Here is a 19,635-nt window from a genome sequence, read left to right on the forward strand (position 1 = left end):
ACTCACCTCGCCGCTCAGCGGCCTTGGAAGTGGGGGATGCGTTTTTCGGCCACGGCGCGCAGCGCCTCGGCGGCGTCTTCGCTGCGCCCGCAGAGCAACCCGGCGGCCTGTTCGGCCTCCAGTTGCTGGGCCAGCGAGCGGTTGGCGCCGTCGCGGATCAGGCGCTTGGTCTGGGCGAAGGCGAAGGTCGGGCCGGCGGCCAGGCGCGCGGCGAATTCAGCGACGGCGGCCAGCAGTTGCGCGTCGGCGACCACTTCGCCGACCAGCCCGGCGCCGAGGGCACGCTCGGCGTTCCACAGCTCGTCGAGGAACAGCAGGCGCTTGGCCGCCTCGGCGCCGATCAGCCGCGGCAGGTGCCAGCTGGCGCCGGCGTCCGGGCAGTAGGCCATGCCGGTGTAGCCGGCCTTGAAGCGCGCCGAGGCGCCGGCGACGCGGAAGTCGCAGCAGAGGGCCAGGTCCATGCCGGCGCCGACCGCGGTGCCGTTGACCGCGGCGATGGTCGGCTTGTCCAGGTCGTGCAGGCGACGCATCAGGGCGTGGGCGGTTTCGGTCCAGCCGTAGCTTTCCAGCTCGCCACGGGCTTCGGCCTCGGCCCATTCGGCGAGGTCGGCGCCGGCGCAGAAGCTGCGGCCCGCGCCGGTCAGCACGATGACGCGCACCGCCGGGTCGGCCTGGTGGGCGTCGAGCAGGGCGTGCAGGCGCTTCAGCGTGGGGATGTCCAGCGCGTTGCGCTGCTCGGGGCGATTCAGGGTAATCCAGGCGATAGCGTCCTGGACCCGGCTGAGCGGGGATGCTTGAGTCATGCTGGCCTCGTTGTTGTTGTCGCATGGTGCCGCGTTGGTCACAATACTAAACAAGTGTTCAACAAGACGGCAATGCACCCGAACGGGGGCTTGTAACGGCAACGGAAAAGCACGCGAAGGCCGCGTGGCGCGGGGGCTGCGGAGTTTTCGGAAGATTCGCGGCGGGGTTTGTTACAACTTCGAACAATCGGCCGGAAGCGGCCCGCGTCGGGGCGCGAGCCGGGGCGCCCGCCGCGGATCGGGGGCGCCAGGGGCGTCAGTGGGCAGGCGCGGCGTCAGTCCTCGCTGTGCACCACCACCAGCAACTCGGCCTGTTCGTCGCCAAGGGAGCGCAGGCGGTGCGGTTTCTGCGCATTGAAGTGGAGGGCGTCGCCGGTTTCCAGGACCAGCCGTTCGGAGAGGAAGTCGACCTCCACCCGGCCGCGGTGGACGAAGATGAACTCCTCGCCCAGGTGCTCCTTGAAGGTCGACTGACTGAAATCCGCCGGCGGATAGACAACGAACGGCAGCAGCGCGCGGCCACCGATATGCCGCGCCAGGGAGGCATAGGCCGGGCCCTGGTCGTCCTGGGTCAGGGACTGGCGCTGCTCGCGGCGCACCAGGCTGTAGCCCGGGTCACCGCCATTCTCCTCGCCGAACAGTTCCTCGACCTGGACGTTAAGGGCCTTGGCCAGCTTGAGCGCGGCGGCGATCGACGGGGTGTTCAGGCCACGTTCGACCTTGGACAGGTAGCTCTTGGTCATGCCGGTCTTCTCGGCCAGCGTTTCCAAGGTGACCCCCAATTTCTTTCTCAATAATTTCAAGCGCATAGACATGCAGAACGCCCCTTGGCGCGGGTGCGGGAAACTTTTTCCTTGCCAATGACACTTTGTGTCATATAGCTTGTTTTGTGTCATCGACAGCCGCCGGCCCTGCCTGGTGCCCATCGATGATGGCGAGCGCGACCTCGCCTACACCCGCTACCAGGAGTTCCGTCATGGCAACCACCTTGCAACTTCCCAAAGACCAGTTGATCCAGCACGCCGAGCAGCAGATGCGGACCAGCCTTGCCGATAATACGTGGAGCGCGCGGCAAAAACTGGCCCTGACCTGTCGAATCCTCTTCGACGGCGGCCATGATTCCGGCCTGGCCGGGCAGATCACTGCCCGCGCCGAAGCGCCCGGCAGCTACTACACCCAGCGCCTGGGCCTGGGCTTCGACGAGATCAGTGCGGGCAACCTGTTGCTGGTCGACGAAGACCTCCGGGTGCTCCAGGGCCAGGGCATGGCCAACCCGGCGAACCGCTTCCACAGCTGGATCTACCGCGCCCGCCCGGACATCAACTGCATCATCCACACCCACCCGCTGCACGCCGCGGCGCTGTCCATGCTGGAAGTCCCGCTGGCGGTGTCGCACATGGATATCTGTCCGCTGTACGGGGACTGTGCCTTCCTCAAGGACTGGCCAGGCGTGCCGGTGGGTAACGAAGAGGGCGAGATCATCTCCGCCGCCCTCGGCGACAAGCGCGCCATCCTGCTCTCGCATCACGGCCTGCTGGTCACCGGTTCGAGCATCGAGGAGGCCTGCGTGCTGGCCATGCTCTTCGAGCGCGCGGCGAAACTGCAGCTGCTGGCCATGGCCGCCGGTGAGATCCAGCCGATCCCGCCGGCCCTGGGCCGGGAAGCGCACGACTGGATCTCCACGCCCAAGCGCCACGGCGCCGCCTTCGACTACTACGCGCGGCGCAGCCTGCGCGAGCACGGCGACTGCCTGAGCTGACCCGCGCCCCCGACAAGACTCTCCCATTGACTCGTGCCACAGGTGCAACCATGTCCACTACCATCCTCCACGGCATTATCGGCTACACCATCACCCCCTTCGCCGCCGACGGCTCCCTCGACCTGCCCACCCTCGGCCGTTCCATCGACCGCCTGATCGACGGCGGCGTGCACGCCATCGCCCCGCTGGGCAGCACCGGCGAAGGCGCCTACCTCGACGACGCGGAATGGCAGGCGGTGGTCGAATACAGCCTGACCCGTATCGCCGGCCGCGTACCGAGCATCGTCAGCGTGTCCGACCTGACCACCGCGCGCACCGTGCGCCGCGCGCGCTTCGCCGAGCGCCTGGGCGCCAGCGCGGTGATGGTATTGCCGGTGTCCTACTGGAAGCTCAACGAGGCGGAAATCCTCGCCCACTACCATGCCATTGGCGCGGCCATCGGCATTCCGGTGATGCTCTACAACAACCCCGGCACCAGCGGCACCGACCTGTCGGTGGAACTGATCCTGCGCATTGTCCGGGAAGTGGACAACGTCACCATGGTCAAGGAGAGCACCGGCGACATTCAGCGCATGCACCGCCTGCGGCTGCTCTCCGACGGCCAGGTAGCCTTCTACAACGGCTGCAACCCCCTGGCCCTGGAGGCGCTGGTGGCCGGGGCGAAGGGCTGGTGCACGGCGGCGCCGAACCTGATCCCGCAGCACAACCTGGCGCTCTACCAGGCGGTGCGGGAGGGTCGCCTGGAGGAGGCCCGCGAGCTGTTCTATCGCCAGTTGGCGCTGCTCGACTACATCACCCGCCGGGGCCTACCCACCACCATCAAGGCCGGCCTGCGCCTGACCGGCCTCGACGCTGGCGCTCCGCGCCTGCCGCTGCAGGCGCTGGACGCCGAGGGCTGCCGCTACCTGGAAGAACTGCTGGCGCCGCTGCGTCGATAAATCAGCCGCCGCCAGGGCGCCCTTGCGGCGGCTGAACCTCAGCCCAGGCCCAGCGCGGTCTCGCTCGCCACGGGCGGGCGCTTGCGCTTGAGCAGGTAGTAGGCCAGGTAGCAGGCGGCCATGAAGCCGAAGCCCCAGTACAGCGAGGGGCGCTGGGTCGGGTCGAGGGCGAGGAAGACGAACAGCGAGCAGCAGATGGCGATGCACGCCAGCGGCAGGAAGGGGAACAGCGGCGCGGCGTATTTCAGGTCGGCGACGCTGCCGCCCTTGGCCAGGTGCTCGCGGCGGAAGCGGTACTGCGCGTAGGCGATGACGATCCAGGTCACGGTGCCGGACATCCCGCTCACCGCCATCAGCACCATGAACAGGGTGTCGGCGGCGACCACGCTGGTGAGCAGCGAGAGCAGGGCGAAGGCCAGGCTGATCAGCAGCGCGTAGAGCGGCACGCCACGGGCGCTCAGCTTGGACAGGCGCTTGGGCGCCATGCCGGTCTTGGACATCGCCCAGAGGATGCGCGTCGAGGCATAGAGGCCGGAGTTACCCACCGAGAGGATGGCGGTGAGGATGACGAAGTTCATCAGGTCCGCCGCGTAGGGGATGCCGACCATGTCGAAGACCTGGACGAAGGGGCTTTCCATCAGCCCGGCCTGCTGCCAGGGGACGATGGCGGCGAGCACCACGACCGCCAGCACGTAGAAGATCAGTACGCGGAACACCACGTTGCGCACCGCGCGCGGGATGCTCTTCTCCGGCTGGTCGGTCTCGCCGGCGGCGACGCCCATGATCTCGCAGCCCTGGAAGGCGTAGACCACCGTCATCATCACCGCGAACACCGCCGACAGGCCGTTGGGGAACAGGCGCTCGCCGACCAGGTTGGACATCATCGGCGCCGGCGCGCCGCTGTTCAGCTGGATGACGCCGAAGATCACCAGCAGGCCGACCACGATGAAGGCGAGGATGGCCGCCACCTTGATCCCCGAGAACCAGTATTCGGCCTCGCCGAAGGCGCGCGTGGCGAGGGCGTTGAGGGAGAACAGGACGACCACGAAGAAGCCCGACCAGAGCCAGATCGGCACCTCGGGGAACCAGCGTGTCATGAGCATGCCGGCGGCGGTGAATTCCAGGCCGACGGTGGAAGCCCAACTCATCCAGTAGACCCAGCCGATCATGAACCCGGTGGCCGGGCCGATGAAGCGCGTGGCGTGGGCCTGGAAGGAGCCGGAAACCGGCATCTGCACCGACAGTTCGCCGAGGCAGACCATCACCAGGTACATCAGCAGGCCGGCGACCAGATAGGCCAGCACGGCGCCGGCCGGGCCGCCCTGGTTGATGGTCACGCCCGAGCCCATGAACAGGCCGGTGCCGATCACTCCGCCGAGGGACAGCATGAAGATGTGCCGGCTCTTCAGGGCACGGGTGAGCTGGATGCGCTCGGGCGACTCAGACATGGCGCACCTCCGCGAAACGGCGGGCGCACAGGGGCGGAACTCTACGTTGGCTCATTATTGTTATCTCCAATCTGTCAGAGGCCGTGGCTTGGGCACGGATGCCAGGATTATTCGAAGGCGATGTAAGGCGGCGTTGTACGGGCGGATCGAAGATGTAAAAAGTCGTAAGGAATTTGTCGCGAGCGGCCCGGCGCAGTCCGGCGCGGCGAGGCATGACGGCGGATGCCCTCTGCGCGGTCGTTCGCCCTAGGGCTGCAGATGCGCGGCGGCGGCGGCGTGTTGCGCGTCGAGCCGTTGCGCCCAGCCTTGCAGCGGCTCGCCGGCCAGCGCCGCTCGTTCCAGGGCGTGCAGGCAGTCGCCGAGGCCGCGCAGGCCCATGGAGTGGCAACCGCCGGCCAGGCGGTGGGCCAGGCTCGCGGCTTCCGCCGCGTCCTCGGCGGCGATGGCCTCGTGCAGTGCCGGCCAGTGTTCCGCGAGCAGGTTGCGGAGCAGGCCGAGCAGCTCGTGCAGGCGGTGTGCGCCGAGCAGCTCGCGGTGGGTGGCCAGCACCTGGCGGTCGAGCACGCCATCCTCCGGCGGCGTCGGACGTGCCGCGCCGATGCCGGCCAGGGTGCGCCGCAGGTCGTCGAGGCGCAGCGGCTTGGCCAGCACGCCCTGCATGCCGGCATCGAAGTAGCGACGGACCATGGCCGGCTGCACGCTGGCGGTGAAGGCCAGGATCGGCGTCTGACGATTGCGCCCGGCGGTCTGCTGGCGAATCGCCCGACACAGTTCGACGCCACTCAGCCCTGGCAGGTGCATGTCCAGCAGGATCAGCTCGAACGCCTGCTCGCGGCACAACGCCAACGCCGGTTCGGCGTCCTCGGCCAGGGTCACCGCGTGGCCATCGCGCGCCAGCAGGTCGTGGGCCACCTCGCGGTTGAGCGGCACGTCTTCCACCAGCAGGATGCGCAGCGCCTGCTCCGCGCGCGGCGCTGGCGGCGCCGGAGCGAGGCCGGGCGCAGTGGCATCGGCCAGTTCGATCTCGAACCAGAAGGTGCTGCCCTGGCCTTCGCGGCTGTCGACACCGATGCGCCCGCCCATGGCCTCCACCAGGCGCTTGCTGATGGCCAGGCCGAGGCCGCTGCCGCCGTAGCGCCGCGCCACCTCGTCGCTGGCCTGGGTGAAGCGCTCGAAGATGCGCGCCTGCAGCGCGTCGGGAATGCCGATGCCATCGTCGACCACGGCGAAGCGCAGGCGCTGGCGCTGCTCGCCGCGTTCGAGCAGTTGCAGGCGCAGGCAGACCTCGCCCTCCTCGGTGAACTTCACCGCGTTGGCCACCAGGTTGCTCAGTACCTGGCGGAGCAATTGCTCGGCGCCACGGCAGGCGCTGCGGACCCGCGGCTCGATGTGCAGACGCAGGCAGGTGCCATTGGCGGCGGCGCAGGGTTCGAGCAGGGTCAGCACTTCGTCGAGCAATGCGCGCAGGTCGAAATCGACTGACTCCGGCAGGCTCGCGCCGTCCTCCAGCTTGGCGAAATGCAGCACCTCGTTGAGCACCGCCAGCAGCCCCTCGCCGGCCTTGTGCAGGGCGTGCAGGCGCTGGCGGTCGCGCTCGCCCAGGGGCGCGTCGCGCAGCAGCTCGGCCATGCCGAGGATGCCGTTGAGCGGGGTGCGGATTTCGTGGCTCATGGTGGCCAGGAAGCGACTCTTGGCCAGGTTCGCCGCCTCGGCTTCCTCCTTGGCCCGTTGCAGGCTGGCGGTGCGCCGCTCGACCCGGCGCTGCAGCTCGTCGCGCTTGTGCTGCAAGGCCTGGCGGTCGGCCTCGCGGCGGCGCAGGTCGGCGCGCAGGGACTGACGCATGTCCTCCAGGGCATCGGCCACGGTGTCGATCTCGTCGGCTTCGCTGCGCACACGCTTGTCCAGTCGCAGGGGGTGCTGCAGGTCGCCGGCGGCAATGCGCCCGGCGAAGCCGGCCATCTGCCCGAGGTGACGGGTGACCAGGCTGTGGAACAACCAGCTCAGCGCCACCGCCAGGCCGCAGAGGAACAGACCCATCCACAGCAGGTTGCTCAGGCCGCCGTGCCAGAGGCGCCGGTAGATCGCGCCGAGGTCGATGGCGATGGCCAGTTCGCCGAGCTGGCGCGGCTCGCCATCGGGCGGCTGGTAGCTCAGCGGGAAATGCTCGACGCGCAACGGGCCGGGGCCCTGGATGTCGCCCTGGATCAGCTTGAAATCCTCGCTGACCAGGCTGGCCCAGGCGATGTCGGGGAAGTCCACCAGGCCGTGCAGTTGCACGCGCAATTGCGCCTGGTTGAGGTCCCAGAGACTGCGCTCGAAGCTGGCCAGGTAGCCGGCACGGATCAGCTCCAGGCGCGTGTCGATGTCGCGCATCTCGCGGCGATATTCCAGGCACAGCTGCACGGCGCCGGCGAGCAGGGTGAAGCACAGGCTGAAGGCCAGCACCCGCAGCAGCAGGCGCCGGGCCAGGCGGCCGGGCGCGCGCAGGGCCGTCATGGCGCGGTTTCCGGCGGCGCACCGGCGAGCATGGCGCGGTAGTCGCGCTCGCTTTGCGCGAGCCAACGCGCCAGGCTGCCGTCGTCGCTGAGGCGGCGCAGCGCGGCGTCGATCTCGGGCAGCCGCGCGAGCAGCGCGGAGTGCCGCGAGACGGCCAGGCGCAGGTAGTCCACGGTGATCGGCCGCGGCGCCGCGACTATGTCGGCGCCGCCGGGCAGGCGCTCCACGAAGAGTTGCCCGGTGCGCCGCTCATAGGCGATGAAGTCGATGCGCTGGCGGATCAGCTTGCCGAAGTTCTGCTGGCTGTCGGAGACCCATTCGACGTTGTCGTGGCTGGCGACCAGGCGGTCGAAGTCGGCGCCGTAGCTTTCGCCGAAGAGCAGCCCGCCACGGTAGCCGGCGAGATCCTCCAGGCGTTCGAAACGCAGCGGCTTGCGGCGGTTGTAGAACAGCGCCACCTCTTCGCGCAGCACCGGCGTCTCGGCGAAGCGCAGGCCCTGGTCGCGCTGTTCGGTGCGATAGGCCAGGACCACGTCGACGCGGCCGGCGGCGGCGTCGAGCAGGCAGCGCTTCCAGTTGCCCAGCACCACCACCTGGACCTCGTAGCCGAGGCCGCCGAGCACGCGCTTGACCACCTGCGGCGCCAGGCCCCGGACCTGCGCGCCATCGCTCCAGGACACCGGAGGGTAGACCGGGTAGTCGCAGTAGCGGATGCGCTCGGCGGCCAGCGCGGCGCCGCTGCGCAGGAGGACGAGCAGCAGGGCGAACAGGACCGACCAGCGGCTCATGGCCGGTCCTTCACGCGTCGCTCGGCGCGGCGCTGAACAGGTAGCCGGCGCCATGGATGGTGATGATCAGGTCGGGCTCGGCCGGGTCGTCGCGCAGCTTGCGCCGCAGGCGCCCGACCAGCACGTCGATGGAGCGGTCGTTGGGCAGCCATTCGCGGTTGCGGATCTGGTCCATCAGTTGGTCGCGGCTGAGGGTGTGGCCGCTGTTGCGCAGGAACACGCAGAGCAGTTGGAACTCGCCGTGGGTCAGCGCGGTTTCGCCGCCATCGCGGTCGATCAGGCGCCGCCGGTCGAGGTCCAGCACCCACTCGGCGAAGCGCTTGAGCTGCTGTCGCCCGGGCCCGGCGACGGGCGCCTGGGCATGGCGCACGCGGCGGATCAGGTTCTTCGCCCGCGACACCAGTTCGCGCGGGTTCGGCGGTTTGATCACGTAGTCGTCGGCGCCGCATTCCAGGCCGACGATGCGGTCGATGTCGTCGCCGCGCCCGGTGATCAGGATGATGCCGATCTCCGAGCGTACGCGCAGTTCGCGGGTCAGGGTCAGGCCGTCCTTGCCGGGCAGGCGGATGTCCAGCAGCACCAGGTCGATCGGCGCGCCGCCGCGTTCGGCCTCGGCGAGGCTGGCTTCGGCCTGCTCGGCGGTACCGACGCAGGACACGGCATAGCCCTCGCCGGCGAGGTAGGACTGGAGGAGTTCGCGAATCAACGGATCGTCATCGACGATCAGAACACGGGGAGCCATCGCCATTGCCCTGCTGCGACCGCCCACCGTGGCGGGGCGGAATTCTTATTGGATTAGCGGGTCACGCGTGGGATTTTTCCCGCGCCGGCGCAGAGTAGCGACTGCTGAACGGACGATCAACAACCGGTCGGCGAGCGGCGGAAGCGTTGCCGCGCGCCAGCCTGCAGCCCATCCACCCAGGCCTCGCAGATTTGCACGCCCTGCTCCGGGGTGAAGGTGCTGGGGTTCAGCCCGGACTCCAGCCAGAGGCCATCGAGCAGCGCACTCAAGGCGATGGCCGCGAGGTCGGCGTCGAAGTCGCTCCAGCCCTCCGCCTGCGCCAGTTCGCCAAGGGCCTGCGCGAGCAGCGCGCGGTATTCGCCGTAGGACTGATCGTGGGCCTGGTTGATCGCCTCGGCGGTCTTCACCGCGCCCCAGAAGGCCAGCCAGGCGTCGAGCAGTTGCGGGTCGAGCAGTTCGGCGCAGAAGGACGCGCGGAAGAACGCCGAGAGGCGCGCGCGGGCGTCGGGCGCGGCCTCGGCGATGGCTTCGCGGAGCAGTTGCATGACCCGCCCGGTGACGGTCAGGTAGGCCTCGGCGACCAGCTCGTCCTTGCCGGCGTAGTGGTGGTTGATCAGCCCCACCGAGACCCCGGCCTCAGCGCAGATCTTGCGGATCGAGGCGCCCTGGAAGCCGTGGCGCTTCAGGCAGGCGAGGGTTGCCTCGATCAGCAGTGCCTTGCGCTGTTCGGGTTCCAGCCGGGAAAAGCGCACTTCCTGGTTCATCGCCTGTCGCTCCTGTCTCGCTCGCCGCCACTCTCGGGGCCCATGCCTGTTCCGCGCCGCGGATCATCGGCGGGTCGGGCGGCAAAGGGCAACAGCATATCAGCCCGACCCACCCATTCGGGGAATGGCCGCTGTCCGGCCAGCGGCGGACAGTGGAGCCAGCCGCACGACCCGAACAACAACCACAGGTGGGAGTGACATGCAGAGAATCCTTGCAGCCGCGATCGGCACGGCGCTGGCGCTGTGTCCGCTGTTCAGCCTGGCGGACGACGCCGGCAACGCCAACACATTGAGGCTGTACAACTGGTCGGACTACATCGGTGAGCACACCATCGCCGATTTCGAGAAGGCCACCGGGATCAAGGTGGTCTACGACACCTTCGACTCCTACGAGACGGTGCAAGGCAAGTTGCTGCCGGGGCGCTCCGGCTACGACCTGGTGGTGCTCAACGCCGCGCTGGTGCCGCCGCTGCTCAAGGCCGGGGTGTTCCAGGCGCTGGACAAGAGCCGCCTGCCGAGCTGGAACAACCTCGACCCGGACGTGCTCAAGCACCTGGATCACTACGATCCGGGCGTGAAGTATTCGGCGCCCTACACCTGGGGCAGCAACGGCATCACCTACAACGTCGAGAAGATCAAGGCACGCATGCCCGACGCGCCCATCGGCTCGCTGGCGATGCTCTTCGATCCCCGGGTGGTGTCGAAATTCGCCGACTGCGGGGTGACCATCATCGACTCGCCCACCGACGTCATCCCGCTGGCCCTGGCCTATCTGCGGCGCGACCCGAACAGCGCCGCGCCGGAAGACCTCAAGGCCGCCCAGGAGCTGCTCAGCGCGGTGCGCCCGTACATCCGCAAGTTCGACTCCACCAGCTACCTCAATGGCCTGGCCAACGGCGACCAGTGCATGGCCATGACCTGGTCCGGCGACTACGCCACCGCCCAGGCCCGCGCCAACGAAGCCGGGGCCAAGGTCAAGCTGGACTACTTCATTCCCAAGGAAGGCTCGCTGATCTGGTTCGACGACTTCTACATCCCGGCCGACGCGCCGCACGCGGCCAACGCGCACCGCTTCATCGAATACCTGCTGCAGCCGAAGGTCGCCGCCGAGGTCAGCGACTACATCCGCTACGCCACCAGCAACGGCGCCGCCACCCCGCTGCTGACCGCCGCGGTGCGCAACGACCCGGCGATCTACCCGGACGCCGCGACCCGCGCCCGCCTGTTCACGCAGAAGGTGCAGACGCCCCAGGCCACCCGCCTGATCACCCGCACCTGGAACGCGGTGAAGACCGGGACCTGAACAGTCACCGCTCCAGCGCCGCCTCTTCCCCGCGCACTTGCCGCGGGGCGAGGGGGCTGCCAGAGCACCAGGGAGATTCGGGGGCTCCACGCACCCCGAACGCTTCCCTCTTCCCGACGGGAGAGGGACAAACGGAATCGACACGATGAAACCGCACGATCGAGGTACAGCCATGACCGCCCCATCCGCCGCCTTCTTCGCCCAGTTCGACGACGACAAACTGGTCGCCGCCGACCAGGCCCACTACCTGCACGGCTATCACCTGTTCGACGACCACCGCGAGAACGGTGCGCTGAACATCGCCGCCGGCGAAGGCGCCTACATCTACGACACCCACGGCAACCGCTACCTGGATGCGGTCGGCGGCATGTGGTGCACGAACATCGGCCTGGGTCGCGCGGAGATGGCCGATGCGATCGCCGACCAGGTGCGCCGGCTGGCCTACTCCAACCCCTTCTGCGACATGGCCAACGTCAGCGCCATCCAGCTCTGCGAGAAGCTCGCCGAACTGGCCCCGGGCGATCTCGACCATGTGTTCCTCACCACCGGCGGCTCCACCGCGGTGGACACCGCCTACCGGCTGATCCAGTACTACCAGAACTGCCGCGGCAAACCGGAGAAGAAGCACATCATCAGTCGGGTCAACGCCTACCACGGCTCGACGTTCCTGACCATGTCGCTCGGCGGCAAGGTCGCCGACCACCCGGCCGAGTTCGACTTCCTCAAGGACCACATCCACCACATTTCCTGCCCCAACCCCTACCGCGCGCCGGACGGCATGACCGAAGGCGACTTCCTCGAATTCCTGGTCAAGGAGTTCGAGGACAAGATCCTCGAACTGGGCGCGGACAAGGTCGCGGCCTTCTTCGCCGAGCCGATCATGGGCTCCGGCGGGGTGATCATTCCGCCGCGCGGCTACCACCAGCGGCTGTGGGAAATCTGCCGCCAGTACGACGTGCTCTACGTCGCCGACGAGGTGGTGACCTCCTTCGGCCGCCTCGGCGCCTTCTTCGCCTCCGAGGCGGTGTTCGGCATGCAGCCGGACATCATCACCACCGCCAAGGGCCTGACCTCCGGCTACCTGCCGCTGGGCGCGTGCATCTTCTCCGAGAGGATCTGGAAGGTCATCGCCGAACCGAACCGCGGCCGCTGCTTCAGCCATGGCTTCACCTACAGCGGCCACCCGGTGAGCTGCGTGGCGGCGCTGAAGAACATCGAGATCATCGAGCGCGAAAACCTGCTGGCGCACGTCGCCGACGTCGGCGCCTACCTGGAGCAGCGTCTGCAAAGCCTCGCCGAACTGCCCCTGGTGGGGAGCGTGCGCTGCCAGAAGCTGATGGCCTGCGTCGAGTTCGTCGCCGACAAACGTAGCAAGGCGCTGTTCCCGGAAGAGCTGAACATCGGCGAGAAGATCCACCTGCGCGCCCAGGCCCGTGGCCTGCTGGTGCGGCCGATCGTGCACCTGAACGTGATGTCGCCGCCGCTGACCATCACCCATGCCCAGGTCGACGAGATCGTCGACAGCCTGCGCGACGCCATCCTCGAAACCGCCGCCGACCTGCAGCGCAGCGGCGAATACGCGGGGCACTGATGGCCGCGCTCGGCGTTTTGCGCCTGCCCGGCGGGCTCAGTAGACTGCCGGACATGAGCGACACCGAACCGGCAATCCCCTCCCCGGCCCTGCATGACTGGCATGCCGGGCTGGCCCGCGCCATGGCCAGCCTGGCCGAGCCGGGCTTCGTCGAACACCTCGGCGAAGCGCTGGCCTGCCTGGCGTCCATCGAGTCGATCATGCTCGGCCTGGAGCGCAAGGGGCTACCGCCGCAACCGCTGTACCAGCGCGGCATCGCCGCGCAGTACCGCGAGGCGCTGATCGAGCGCTACTACGCCCGTGGCTACCTGCTCGATCCCTTCTGCCTGGCCATGGAAGAGGGCCTCAGCGAAGGCTTCTACCCACTGGCCGAGATCGCCCCGGACGATTTCTTCGGCAGCGAGTACTACAAGACCTACTACCTCAAGGCCGGCTCCAGCGAGGACTGTCACTACATCGTCGACCTCGACGCGCAGCGCAAGATTTCCCTGTGCATGTACCAGGGCCACAGCGGCGCGCGCTTCTCCGCCAGCCAGCTGGAACTGCTGCGCGCCGCGCAACCGCTGGTCCGCGAGCTGTTCCGGCAGTTCGACAGCAGCGGCGGCCTGGAGCGGCTGCTGGCCGGCAGCGGCGAGCGCGGCGCCAGCGCGCGCCGCCCTCTCGACCGGCATATCCGCGCGGCCTTCATGAACTTCGGCAGCGACCGCCTGACCGAACGCGAGCGCGAGATCGCCCACCTGCTGTTGCGCGGTCACTCGGTGAAATCCAGCGCGCGGGTGCTGGAAATTTCCCCGGAAACCGTGCGCATGCACCGCAAGCACCTCTACACCAAGCTGGCGATCAACTCCCAGGCCGAGCTGTTCTCGCTGTTCATCGACTGGCTGACCCAGGACGCCGGCTAGGCGCGGGGCACGGGCGCCGGCCGGGGGGATGTGGCAGGCGCGGTCGCGGGCAATCCGGCCACGCATCGGCCACACTGCCTCCTGATAAATACAGCGTTAACCGTTGCGATCACTGCATTAGTGCCGCCAACGTGCTAAAAATCTGCCTTTCCCGTCGTGTCAGGAGAACCACCCGATGCCCCGCTGGCTCCCCGCCCTGCTGCTGGCCACCGCGCTGCCGCTGCCGGCCGCCACCTTGCCGCTGCAGGCCGCCGAATCCAAGGTGACCTATGGTCCCGAGCTGGAGCGCTTCAACTACGCCTATCCGGTCGGCCACTTCAGCTTCGAGTCCCAGGGCAAGCACATGCACATGGCCTACATCGACGTGAAGCCGACCAAGCCCAACGGCCGCGCGGTGGTCCTGCTGCACGGCAAGAACTTCTGCGCCGGCACCTGGGAAGGCACCATCGCCGCCCTCAGCGGCGCCGGCTACCGGGTGATCGCGCCGGACCAGATCGGTTTCTGCAAATCGACCAAGCCGGAGCACTACCAGTACAGCTTCGAGCAACTGGCCAGCAACACCCACGCGCTGCTGCAGAAGCTCAAGCTGAACAAGTTCACCCTGCTCGGCCATTCCACCGGCGGCATGCTCGCCAGCCGCTACGCGCTGATGTATCCGCAGCAGGTCGAGCAACTGGTGCTGGTCAACCCCATCGGCCTGGAAGACTGGCGTGCCCTGGGCGTGCCCTACCGCACCCCGGACCAGTGGTACGAGCGCGAGCTGAAGACCAGCGCCGATAGCATCCGCAAATACGAGCAGGCGACCTACTACGCCGGCCAGTGGAAGCCCGAGTACGACAAGTGGGTGAACATGCTCGCCGGTCTCTACAACGGCTCCGGCCACGAGCGCGTGGCGTGGAACTCGGCGCTGCAGTACGACATGATCTTCACCCAGCCGGTGGTCCAGGACTTCGCCCGCCTCCAGGCGCCGACCCTGCTGCTGATCGGCACCCAGGACAACACCGCGATCGGCAAGGACATCGCGCCGCCGGAGCTGCGCGACAAGCTGGGCAACTACGCCGAGCTGGGCAAGCGCACCGCCCAGGCGATTCCCCACGCCACCCTGGTGGAGTTCGACAAGCTCGGCCACGCGCCGCAGATCCAGGACCCGCAGACCTTCCACGCCGCCCTGCTCAAGGGCCTGGCCGACCTGCCGCACTGAGGCGACCGCGCCGGTCTGCCAATCGCGCGCCCCGCCCGCGCAAGGCGGCCAGCGCCGAATCCCGCCCAATGAAAAACGCCGGCGTCCCTCACAGGACGCCGGCGTCTGTCATCCCCAAGCCCCGTCAGCCCAGGTTCTTGCCCAGCAGGGCGTGGTACAGCTCGCTGTCGCCGAGCACCCCGACCACGCGGTTCTGCTCCTGCAGGACCAGCTTGTGCCCGGTCTGGTAGCGAATCTGCAGCGCATCGCGCATGCGGATGCTGACATCGACCAGGGTCGGCTCGTGCTTGAGCTTTTCCACCGGGTCGCCCGGACGCCAGCGTTGCAGGTCGATGATGTTGCTGCCCTGGCGGGCGGTCCTGACCTGGTCGCCCTCGGTGAGGCCGATCCAGCAGTCGCGCCCCTGGTCGAAGCAGACTTCGTCGGCCTGCCGACGGCACTGGTCGAGGCCGCGCATCAGGCTCGAACCGCACAGCACGTTGAGCGGGTTGGTGTGCGCGACGAAGGTGCGCACGTATTCGTCCGCCGGGCTCAGCACGATTTCCTCGGGCTTGCCGTGCTGGATGATGCGGCCGTCCTTCATGATGGCGATGCGAGTGCCGATCTTCAGCGCCTCGTCGAGGTCGTGGCTGACGAACACGATGGTCTTGTGCAACTGCCGTTGCAGCACCAGCAGTTCGTCCTGCAACTGCTGACGGATCAGCGGGTCGAGGGCCGAGAAGGGTTCGTCCATCAGCAGGATGTCACCGTCCATGGCCAGTGCGCGGGCCAGGCCGACGCGCTGCTGCATGCCGCCGGACAGCGAGTCGGGACGCTTGTCGCGCCACTGCGTCAGGCCGACCAGTTCGAGCTTCTCGTCGATCACCTTCTTCCGCTCGTTGGCCGGGCGGCCCTGCATTTCCAGGCCGAAGCCGATGTTCTCGGCGACGGTCAGCCAGGGCATCAGGGCGAACTTCTGGAAAACCATGGCGATGCGCTTGGTACGCATGGTCTTGAGGGTCGCCGGCGAGCAGTTGGCGATGTCCACCTGCTGGCCTTCGTGTTCGATCAACAGCTTGCCGCGGCTGACCCGGTTGAGGCCGTTGATGCAGCGCAGCAGGCTCGACTTGCCGGAGCCGGAGAGCCCCATCATCACGCAGATTTCGCCGCGGTTGACGTCCAGGCAGGCGTCTTCGACGCCGAGCACCTGCCCGGTGCGCTTGAGGATCTCCTCGCGGCCCATGCCCTGGTCCAGCAGCTTGAGGGCCTCCTTGGTGTGGGTGCCGAAAATCACATCCACGTGTTCGAATCGGATCGCTGACATAGTTGCTTACCTCCCCCGCAGCGAACGTTGCTTGCACACCCGGTCGAGCAGGATGGCGAGCAGGACGATGGCCAGACCGGCTTCGAAGCCGAGGGAAATATCCGCGGTGTTCAGCGCGTTGACCACCGGCTTGCCGAGGCCGTCGGCGCCGACCAGCGCGGAGATCACCACCATCGACAGCGACAGCATGATGCACTGAGTGATACCCGCGCCGATGCTCGGCATGGCATGCGGCAGCTCGATGCGCGTGAGCAACTGCCAGCGCGAGCAACCGAAGGCCTTGCCGGCGTCCATCAGTTCCGCCGGCACGTCCTGGATACCCAGGCAGGTCAGGCGAATGGGCGCGGCGATGGCGAAGATCACCGTGGAAATCAGCCCCGGCACCACACCCAGACCGAACAGCGTCAGGGTGGGGATCAGGTAGACGAAGGTCGGCACCGTCTGCATCAGGTCGAGCAGGGGACGCAGGGCGGTGTAGAACCAGGGCTTGTGCGCGGCCACGATGCCAAGCGGCACACCGATGGCCACGCACACCAGGGTGGCGAAGATGACCTGGGCGAGGGTCTCCATGGTTTCCTGCCAGTAGCCCAGGTTGAGGATCAGCAGCAGCGACGCCAACGCGAACAAGGTCAGGCCGAGGCTGCGCTGGATCACGTGAACCAGGGCTACCAGGATGACGATCAACGCCAGCGGGTTGAACCACAACAAGCTGCCGGTGACGCCGTGGATGAAGAACTCGAGCACATCCGAGATCTTGTCGAAGACGGCCGCCCCATGACGGGTGAGCCAATCGACGAAGGAGGCGATGTGCGCTCCCAGGGGTATCTTGTGATCAGTCAGAAACATAATGCGGGCCCATCGAAGCAGGGTGGAAGCAACCAGCCGCCATCACTTGGCGAAAGCGGCTTTGGCGACAGCGATCGCCGGCTTGCCGTCACGCGTAGTGACTCCGGCCAGCCAGGCATCGAGCAGTTCCGGATGGTCCTTCAACCAAGCCTTGGCCGCGTCCTCGGGTTTCTTGCCCCCGTTGAGCACGGCATCCATCAGCTTGTTCTCCATGTCCAGGGTGAAGGTCAGATTCTTCAGCAACTGGCCAACGTTGCTGCACTCCTGAGCGTAGCCCTTGCGCACGTTGGTGTAGATGGTTGCGCCGCCGTAGTTCGGACCGAACACGTCGTCGCCGCCTTCCAGGTACTTCATCTTGAAGCGGGTGTTCATCGGGTGCGGTTCCCAGCCGAGGAACACCAGCCACTGGTTACGCCGGCTGGCGCGTTGCACCTGGGAGAGCATGCCGGCTTCGCTCGACTCGACCAGCTTGAACTTGCCGAGACCGAACTGGTTCTTATCGATCATGCCCTGGACCAGGCGGTTGCCGTCGTTGCCCGGCTCGATGCCGTAGATCTTGCCTTCGAGCTTGTCGGAGAACTTGGCGATGTCGGCGAAGCTCTTCAGGCCGGCGTCGTACACATAGTCCGGTACGGCCAGGGTGTACTTGGCGCCTTCCAGGTTGGCACGCAGGGTTTCCACGGTGCCGGCTTCGGTATAGGGCTTGATGTCGTTGGCCATGCTCGGCATCCAGTTGCCGAGGAACACGTCCATATCCTTGTTCGCCAGCGAACGGTAGGTCACCGGTACGGAAAGCATGTCCACCTTGGTGGTGTAGCCGAGCGACTCCAGCACCTGGCGAGTGGTGGCGGTAGTGACGGTGATGTCGGTCCAGCCGACGTCGGAGAAACGTACCGTGCCGCACGACTCAGGTTCAGCGGCCTGAACCACCAGCGGCGCAATCAGGGACACAGCCAGCAGCAAAGACTTGCAACCATTCATGAGCGTACTCCTCTGCGGGGTGGGGCGATCTGCTTGGGTTTTTAGTAGGACTGCGCCGAAGCGCAGGCTTTTTTCGTCGATTCGGGAACGATCATGGAACAGGAAAAATCCGCCGCATACGGGGTGCGTCGCAACCAGTGCAGGCGAAGTCGCATTCAGCACCAGGGGTGTCGCATCCAGTTCCAGCGCCCTGGCAAGGCGCTCGCGGCGGGTCGCTTTCACTCGCTGGCAACGGCTTTCGCCATGCCACCGGCGCGCGGCTGAACACCCTTCAACCAGCCTTCGAGCATCTGCGGGTTGGCCTTCAGCCACTCCTTCGCCGCCTGCCGCGGATTGTTCCGCTCGTTGAGCACGGCATCCATCAGGTGGTTTTCCATGTCCAGATTGAATTGCAGGTTGTGCAGCAGCCGCGCCACGTTCGGGCATTCTTCCAGATAGCCGGCGCGCACGTTGGTGTAGACGGTCGCGCCACCGTAGTTGGGCCCGAAGTAGGTGTCGCCGCCTTCCAGGTAATGCATCTGCAGACGCGTGTTCATCGGGTGCGGTTCCCAGCCGAGGAAGACGATCGGCTGTTTCAGCACGCCGGCGCGCTTGACCGAGGCGAGCATGTCGCCTTCGTTGGACTCCACCAACTGGAAGTCGCCGAGGCCGAAGGCCTTGTCGGCGATCATCTTCTTGATCAGTTGGTTGCCGTCGTTGCCCGGCTCGATGCCGTAGATCTTGCCGCCCAGCTGGTCCTTGAACTTTGCGATGTCGGCAAAGCTCTTCAGGCCGGCGTCATAGGCGTACTGCGGCACCGCCAGGGTGTACTTGGCACCCTCCAGGTTGGCCCGCACGGTCTGCACCGAGCCTTTGTCGGCATAGGGCTTGATGTCGTTGGCCATGCTCGGCATCCAGTTGCCGAGGAAGACATCGATGCGCTTGTCGGCCATCGCCTTGTAGGTGTCGGGCACCGACAGGCGCTCCACCTGAGTGCGATAGCCCTGGGAACTGAGCACCAGGCGGGTCACCGCGGTGGTCACGGTGATGTCGGTCCAGCCGACATCGGCAAAGCGCACCATGGAACAGGAATCCGCCTCGGCGGCGGAGGACAACGCGGGAGACAATGCGGACAACGCGAACAGCAACGACATAAGACGCTTCATGAGGTCAGCCTCGGCCATTAGCGGAATGCGAACGGCGACATACCGTTCGTCGGCCGCCGGATCATGGAACAGCCAGCGTCCCGCGCCTATCGACCGGTCGAGGTCTTGGACGCTCGCGTCGTGCACGGACATGCCCCTGTCGCGAACAGGATAGCTCGCCTGCGGCCCCGTGCCTGTGCGACGGCAGCGGCGCTTTTGGATAAGGCCGGGTCGGTGCCGGACGCCGTCGCCCCCGGCCGAGGGCCGATGATGGCGGCGCATCATGAGGCAGGGGCGGTTCCCCTGTTCGACGCCCAGTTCTCGCGGAGGCCGGCATGGCTATCAGTGTGTTCGACCTGTTCAAGATCGGTATCGGCCCATCCAGCTCGCATACGGTGGGGCCGATGCGCGCCGCCGCGCTGTTCATCGGCGCCCTGCGCGAGCGCCAGTTGCTCGCGCGCGTCGAGCGCCTCGAAGTGCGCCTGTACGGCTCGCTCTCCGCCACCGGCGTCGGACACGGCACCGACCGCGCGGTGATCATGGGCCTGATGGGCGAGTGGCCGGACCGCATCGACCCGTCCCAGATCGCCCCGCGCATGGCCGCCCTGCTGGACAGCGGCGAACTGCACCTGGCCGGCGAACGGCG

The 19,635-nt window shown here is 67.3% G+C and carries 18 protein-coding genes; 7 read left to right on the plus strand and 11 right to left on the minus strand.

The window, feature by feature from the left end; genetic code table 11:
* Window positions 1-14: 14 nt before the first annotated feature.
* A complete protein-coding gene (locus BLQ74_RS24080; protein ID WP_090267651.1) occupies window positions 15-803 on the minus strand; it encodes an enoyl-CoA hydratase/isomerase family protein in 789 nt (262 codons plus the stop codon).
* 275 nt (window positions 804-1,078) lie between these two features.
* Entirely contained in the window at window positions 1,079-1,618 is a 540-nt protein-coding gene (locus BLQ74_RS24085) for a helix-turn-helix domain-containing protein (RefSeq protein WP_090267653.1), read from the minus strand.
* A 161-nt stretch (window positions 1,619-1,779) separates the two neighbouring features.
* Here BLQ74_RS24085 and BLQ74_RS24090 point away from each other — a divergent pair, with 161 nt between their 5' ends.
* Both BLQ74_RS24090 and BLQ74_RS24095 read left to right on the plus strand, forming a co-directional pair.
* Window positions 1,780-2,562 carry an aldolase gene (locus BLQ74_RS24090; protein WP_090267654.1) on the plus strand — a complete coding sequence of 261 codons (783 nt, stop codon included), beginning with the start codon at window positions 1,780-1,782 and terminating at the stop codon, window positions 2,560-2,562.
* Between the two features lie 50 nt (window positions 2,563-2,612).
* Complete coding sequence (locus BLQ74_RS24095) at window positions 2,613-3,500, plus strand: dihydrodipicolinate synthase family protein (protein WP_090267656.1); 888 nt, start codon at window positions 2,613-2,615, stop codon at window positions 3,498-3,500.
* Between the two features lie 38 nt (window positions 3,501-3,538).
* Here BLQ74_RS24095 and BLQ74_RS24100 read toward each other — a convergent pair whose 3' ends face one another.
* The 5 genes from BLQ74_RS24100 to BLQ74_RS24120 form a co-directional block, all read right to left on the minus strand.
* Window positions 3,539-4,948, minus strand: a complete 1,410-nt coding sequence (locus tag BLQ74_RS24100; protein ID WP_090267658.1) for an amino acid permease — start codon at window positions 4,946-4,948, stop codon at window positions 3,539-3,541.
* A 246-nt stretch (window positions 4,949-5,194) separates the two neighbouring features.
* Complete coding sequence (locus tag BLQ74_RS24105; protein ID WP_090267660.1) at window positions 5,195-7,444, minus strand: ATP-binding protein; 2,250 nt, start codon at window positions 7,442-7,444, stop codon at window positions 5,195-5,197.
* Entirely contained in the window at window positions 7,441-8,232 is a 792-nt protein-coding gene (locus tag BLQ74_RS24110; RefSeq protein WP_090267662.1) for a substrate-binding periplasmic protein, read from the minus strand. The genes BLQ74_RS24105 and BLQ74_RS24110 overlap by 4 nt, the downstream gene beginning before the upstream one ends.
* Window positions 8,233-8,242: 10 nt before the next feature.
* Window positions 8,243-8,980, minus strand: a complete 738-nt coding sequence (locus BLQ74_RS24115; protein WP_090267664.1) for a response regulator — start codon at window positions 8,978-8,980, stop codon at window positions 8,243-8,245.
* Between the two features lie 110 nt (window positions 8,981-9,090).
* On the minus strand, window positions 9,091-9,738 hold the full coding sequence (locus BLQ74_RS24120; RefSeq protein ID WP_090267666.1) for a TetR family transcriptional regulator C-terminal domain-containing protein: 648 nt from the start codon (window positions 9,736-9,738) through the stop codon (window positions 9,091-9,093).
* A 199-nt stretch (window positions 9,739-9,937) separates the two neighbouring features.
* Between BLQ74_RS24120 and BLQ74_RS24125 the strand changes: the two genes are divergently transcribed.
* The 4 genes from BLQ74_RS24125 to BLQ74_RS24140 all read left to right on the plus strand — a co-directional run bounded on the left by BLQ74_RS24125 (window position 9,938) and on the right by BLQ74_RS24140 (window position 14,735).
* Window positions 9,938-11,041: a polyamine ABC transporter substrate-binding protein gene (locus BLQ74_RS24125; protein ID WP_090267668.1), complete on the plus strand. Its 1,104-nt coding sequence runs from the start codon at window positions 9,938-9,940 to the stop codon at window positions 11,039-11,041.
* A gap of 172 nt (window positions 11,042-11,213) precedes the next feature.
* Window positions 11,214-12,632 (plus strand): aminotransferase, encoded by a 1,419-nt coding sequence (locus BLQ74_RS24130; protein WP_090267670.1) that lies wholly within the window; start codon window positions 11,214-11,216, stop codon window positions 12,630-12,632.
* Window positions 12,633-12,685: 53 nt separating this feature from the next.
* A complete protein-coding gene (locus BLQ74_RS24135) occupies window positions 12,686-13,534 on the plus strand; it encodes a response regulator transcription factor (RefSeq protein ID WP_244507258.1) in 849 nt (282 codons plus the stop codon).
* A 175-nt stretch (window positions 13,535-13,709) separates the two neighbouring features.
* Window positions 13,710-14,735 (plus strand): alpha/beta fold hydrolase, encoded by a 1,026-nt coding sequence (locus tag BLQ74_RS24140; RefSeq protein WP_090267674.1) that lies wholly within the window; start codon window positions 13,710-13,712, stop codon window positions 14,733-14,735.
* Between the two features lie 124 nt (window positions 14,736-14,859).
* Here BLQ74_RS24140 and choV read toward each other — a convergent pair whose 3' ends face one another.
* The 4 genes from choV to BLQ74_RS24160 all read right to left on the minus strand — a co-directional run bounded on the left by choV (window position 14,860) and on the right by BLQ74_RS24160 (window position 19,010).
* Complete coding sequence (choV, locus tag BLQ74_RS24145; protein WP_090267676.1) at window positions 14,860-16,038, minus strand: choline ABC transporter ATP-binding protein; 1,179 nt, start codon at window positions 16,036-16,038, stop codon at window positions 14,860-14,862.
* Window positions 16,039-16,044: 6 nt separating this feature from the next.
* Window positions 16,045-16,884, minus strand: coding sequence for a choline ABC transporter permease subunit (gene choW, locus BLQ74_RS24150; RefSeq protein ID WP_090267678.1), 840 nt, complete (start codon window positions 16,882-16,884; stop codon window positions 16,045-16,047).
* Window positions 16,885-16,926: 42 nt separating this feature from the next.
* A complete protein-coding gene (locus tag BLQ74_RS24155; protein WP_090267680.1) occupies window positions 16,927-17,865 on the minus strand; it encodes a choline ABC transporter substrate-binding protein in 939 nt (312 codons plus the stop codon).
* Between the two features lie 218 nt (window positions 17,866-18,083).
* Entirely contained in the window at window positions 18,084-19,010 is a 927-nt protein-coding gene (locus tag BLQ74_RS24160; RefSeq protein WP_090267683.1) for a choline ABC transporter substrate-binding protein, read from the minus strand.
* A gap of 314 nt (window positions 19,011-19,324) precedes the next feature.
* Here BLQ74_RS24160 and BLQ74_RS24165 point away from each other — a divergent pair.
* On the plus strand, window positions 19,325-19,635 hold a 311-nt coding region (locus BLQ74_RS24165; protein ID WP_280139870.1), incomplete at its 3' end, for a serine dehydratase beta chain.

Origin of the sequence: Pseudomonas panipatensis (assembly GCF_900099785.1) — a bacterium.
Lineage (GTDB): Bacteria > Pseudomonadota > Gammaproteobacteria > Pseudomonadales > Pseudomonadaceae > Pseudomonas > Pseudomonas panipatensis.

Bases quoted from the DNA above. Each gene is read 5' to 3' on its own strand.
- BLQ74_RS24080 (WP_090267651.1), bottom strand. From the start codon at position 803: ATGACTCAAGCATCCCCGCTCAGCCGGGTCCAGGACGCTATCGCCTGG.
- BLQ74_RS24085 (WP_090267653.1), bottom strand. From the start codon at position 1,618: ATGTCTATGCGCTTGAAATTATTGAGAAAGAAATTGGGGGTCACCTTG.
- BLQ74_RS24090 (WP_090267654.1), top strand. From the start codon at position 1,780: ATGGCAACCACCTTGCAACTTCCCAAAGACCAGTTGATCCAGCACGCC.
- BLQ74_RS24095 (WP_090267656.1), top strand. From the start codon at position 2,613: ATGTCCACTACCATCCTCCACGGCATTATCGGCTACACCATCACCCCC.
- BLQ74_RS24100 (WP_090267658.1), bottom strand. From the start codon at position 4,948: ATGTCTGAGTCGCCCGAGCGCATCCAGCTCACCCGTGCCCTGAAGAGC.
- BLQ74_RS24105 (WP_090267660.1), bottom strand. From the start codon at position 7,444: ATGACGGCCCTGCGCGCGCCCGGCCGCCTGGCCCGGCGCCTGCTGCTG.
- BLQ74_RS24110 (WP_090267662.1), bottom strand. From the start codon at position 8,232: ATGAGCCGCTGGTCGGTCCTGTTCGCCCTGCTGCTCGTCCTCCTGCGC.
- BLQ74_RS24115 (WP_090267664.1), bottom strand. From the start codon at position 8,980: ATGGCGATGGCTCCCCGTGTTCTGATCGTCGATGACGATCCGTTGATT.
- BLQ74_RS24120 (WP_090267666.1), bottom strand. From the start codon at position 9,738: ATGAACCAGGAAGTGCGCTTTTCCCGGCTGGAACCCGAACAGCGCAAG.
- BLQ74_RS24125 (WP_090267668.1), top strand. From the start codon at position 9,938: ATGCAGAGAATCCTTGCAGCCGCGATCGGCACGGCGCTGGCGCTGTGT.
- BLQ74_RS24130 (WP_090267670.1), top strand. From the start codon at position 11,214: ATGACCGCCCCATCCGCCGCCTTCTTCGCCCAGTTCGACGACGACAAA.
- BLQ74_RS24135 (WP_244507258.1), top strand. From the start codon at position 12,686: ATGAGCGACACCGAACCGGCAATCCCCTCCCCGGCCCTGCATGACTGG.
- BLQ74_RS24140 (WP_090267674.1), top strand. From the start codon at position 13,710: ATGCCCCGCTGGCTCCCCGCCCTGCTGCTGGCCACCGCGCTGCCGCTG.
- choV (WP_090267676.1), bottom strand. From the start codon at position 16,038: ATGTCAGCGATCCGATTCGAACACGTGGATGTGATTTTCGGCACCCAC.
- choW (WP_090267678.1), bottom strand. From the start codon at position 16,884: ATGTTTCTGACTGATCACAAGATACCCCTGGGAGCGCACATCGCCTCC.
- BLQ74_RS24155 (WP_090267680.1), bottom strand. From the start codon at position 17,865: ATGAATGGTTGCAAGTCTTTGCTGCTGGCTGTGTCCCTGATTGCGCCG.
- BLQ74_RS24160 (WP_090267683.1), bottom strand. From the start codon at position 19,010: ATGAAGCGTCTTATGTCGTTGCTGTTCGCGTTGTCCGCATTGTCTCCC.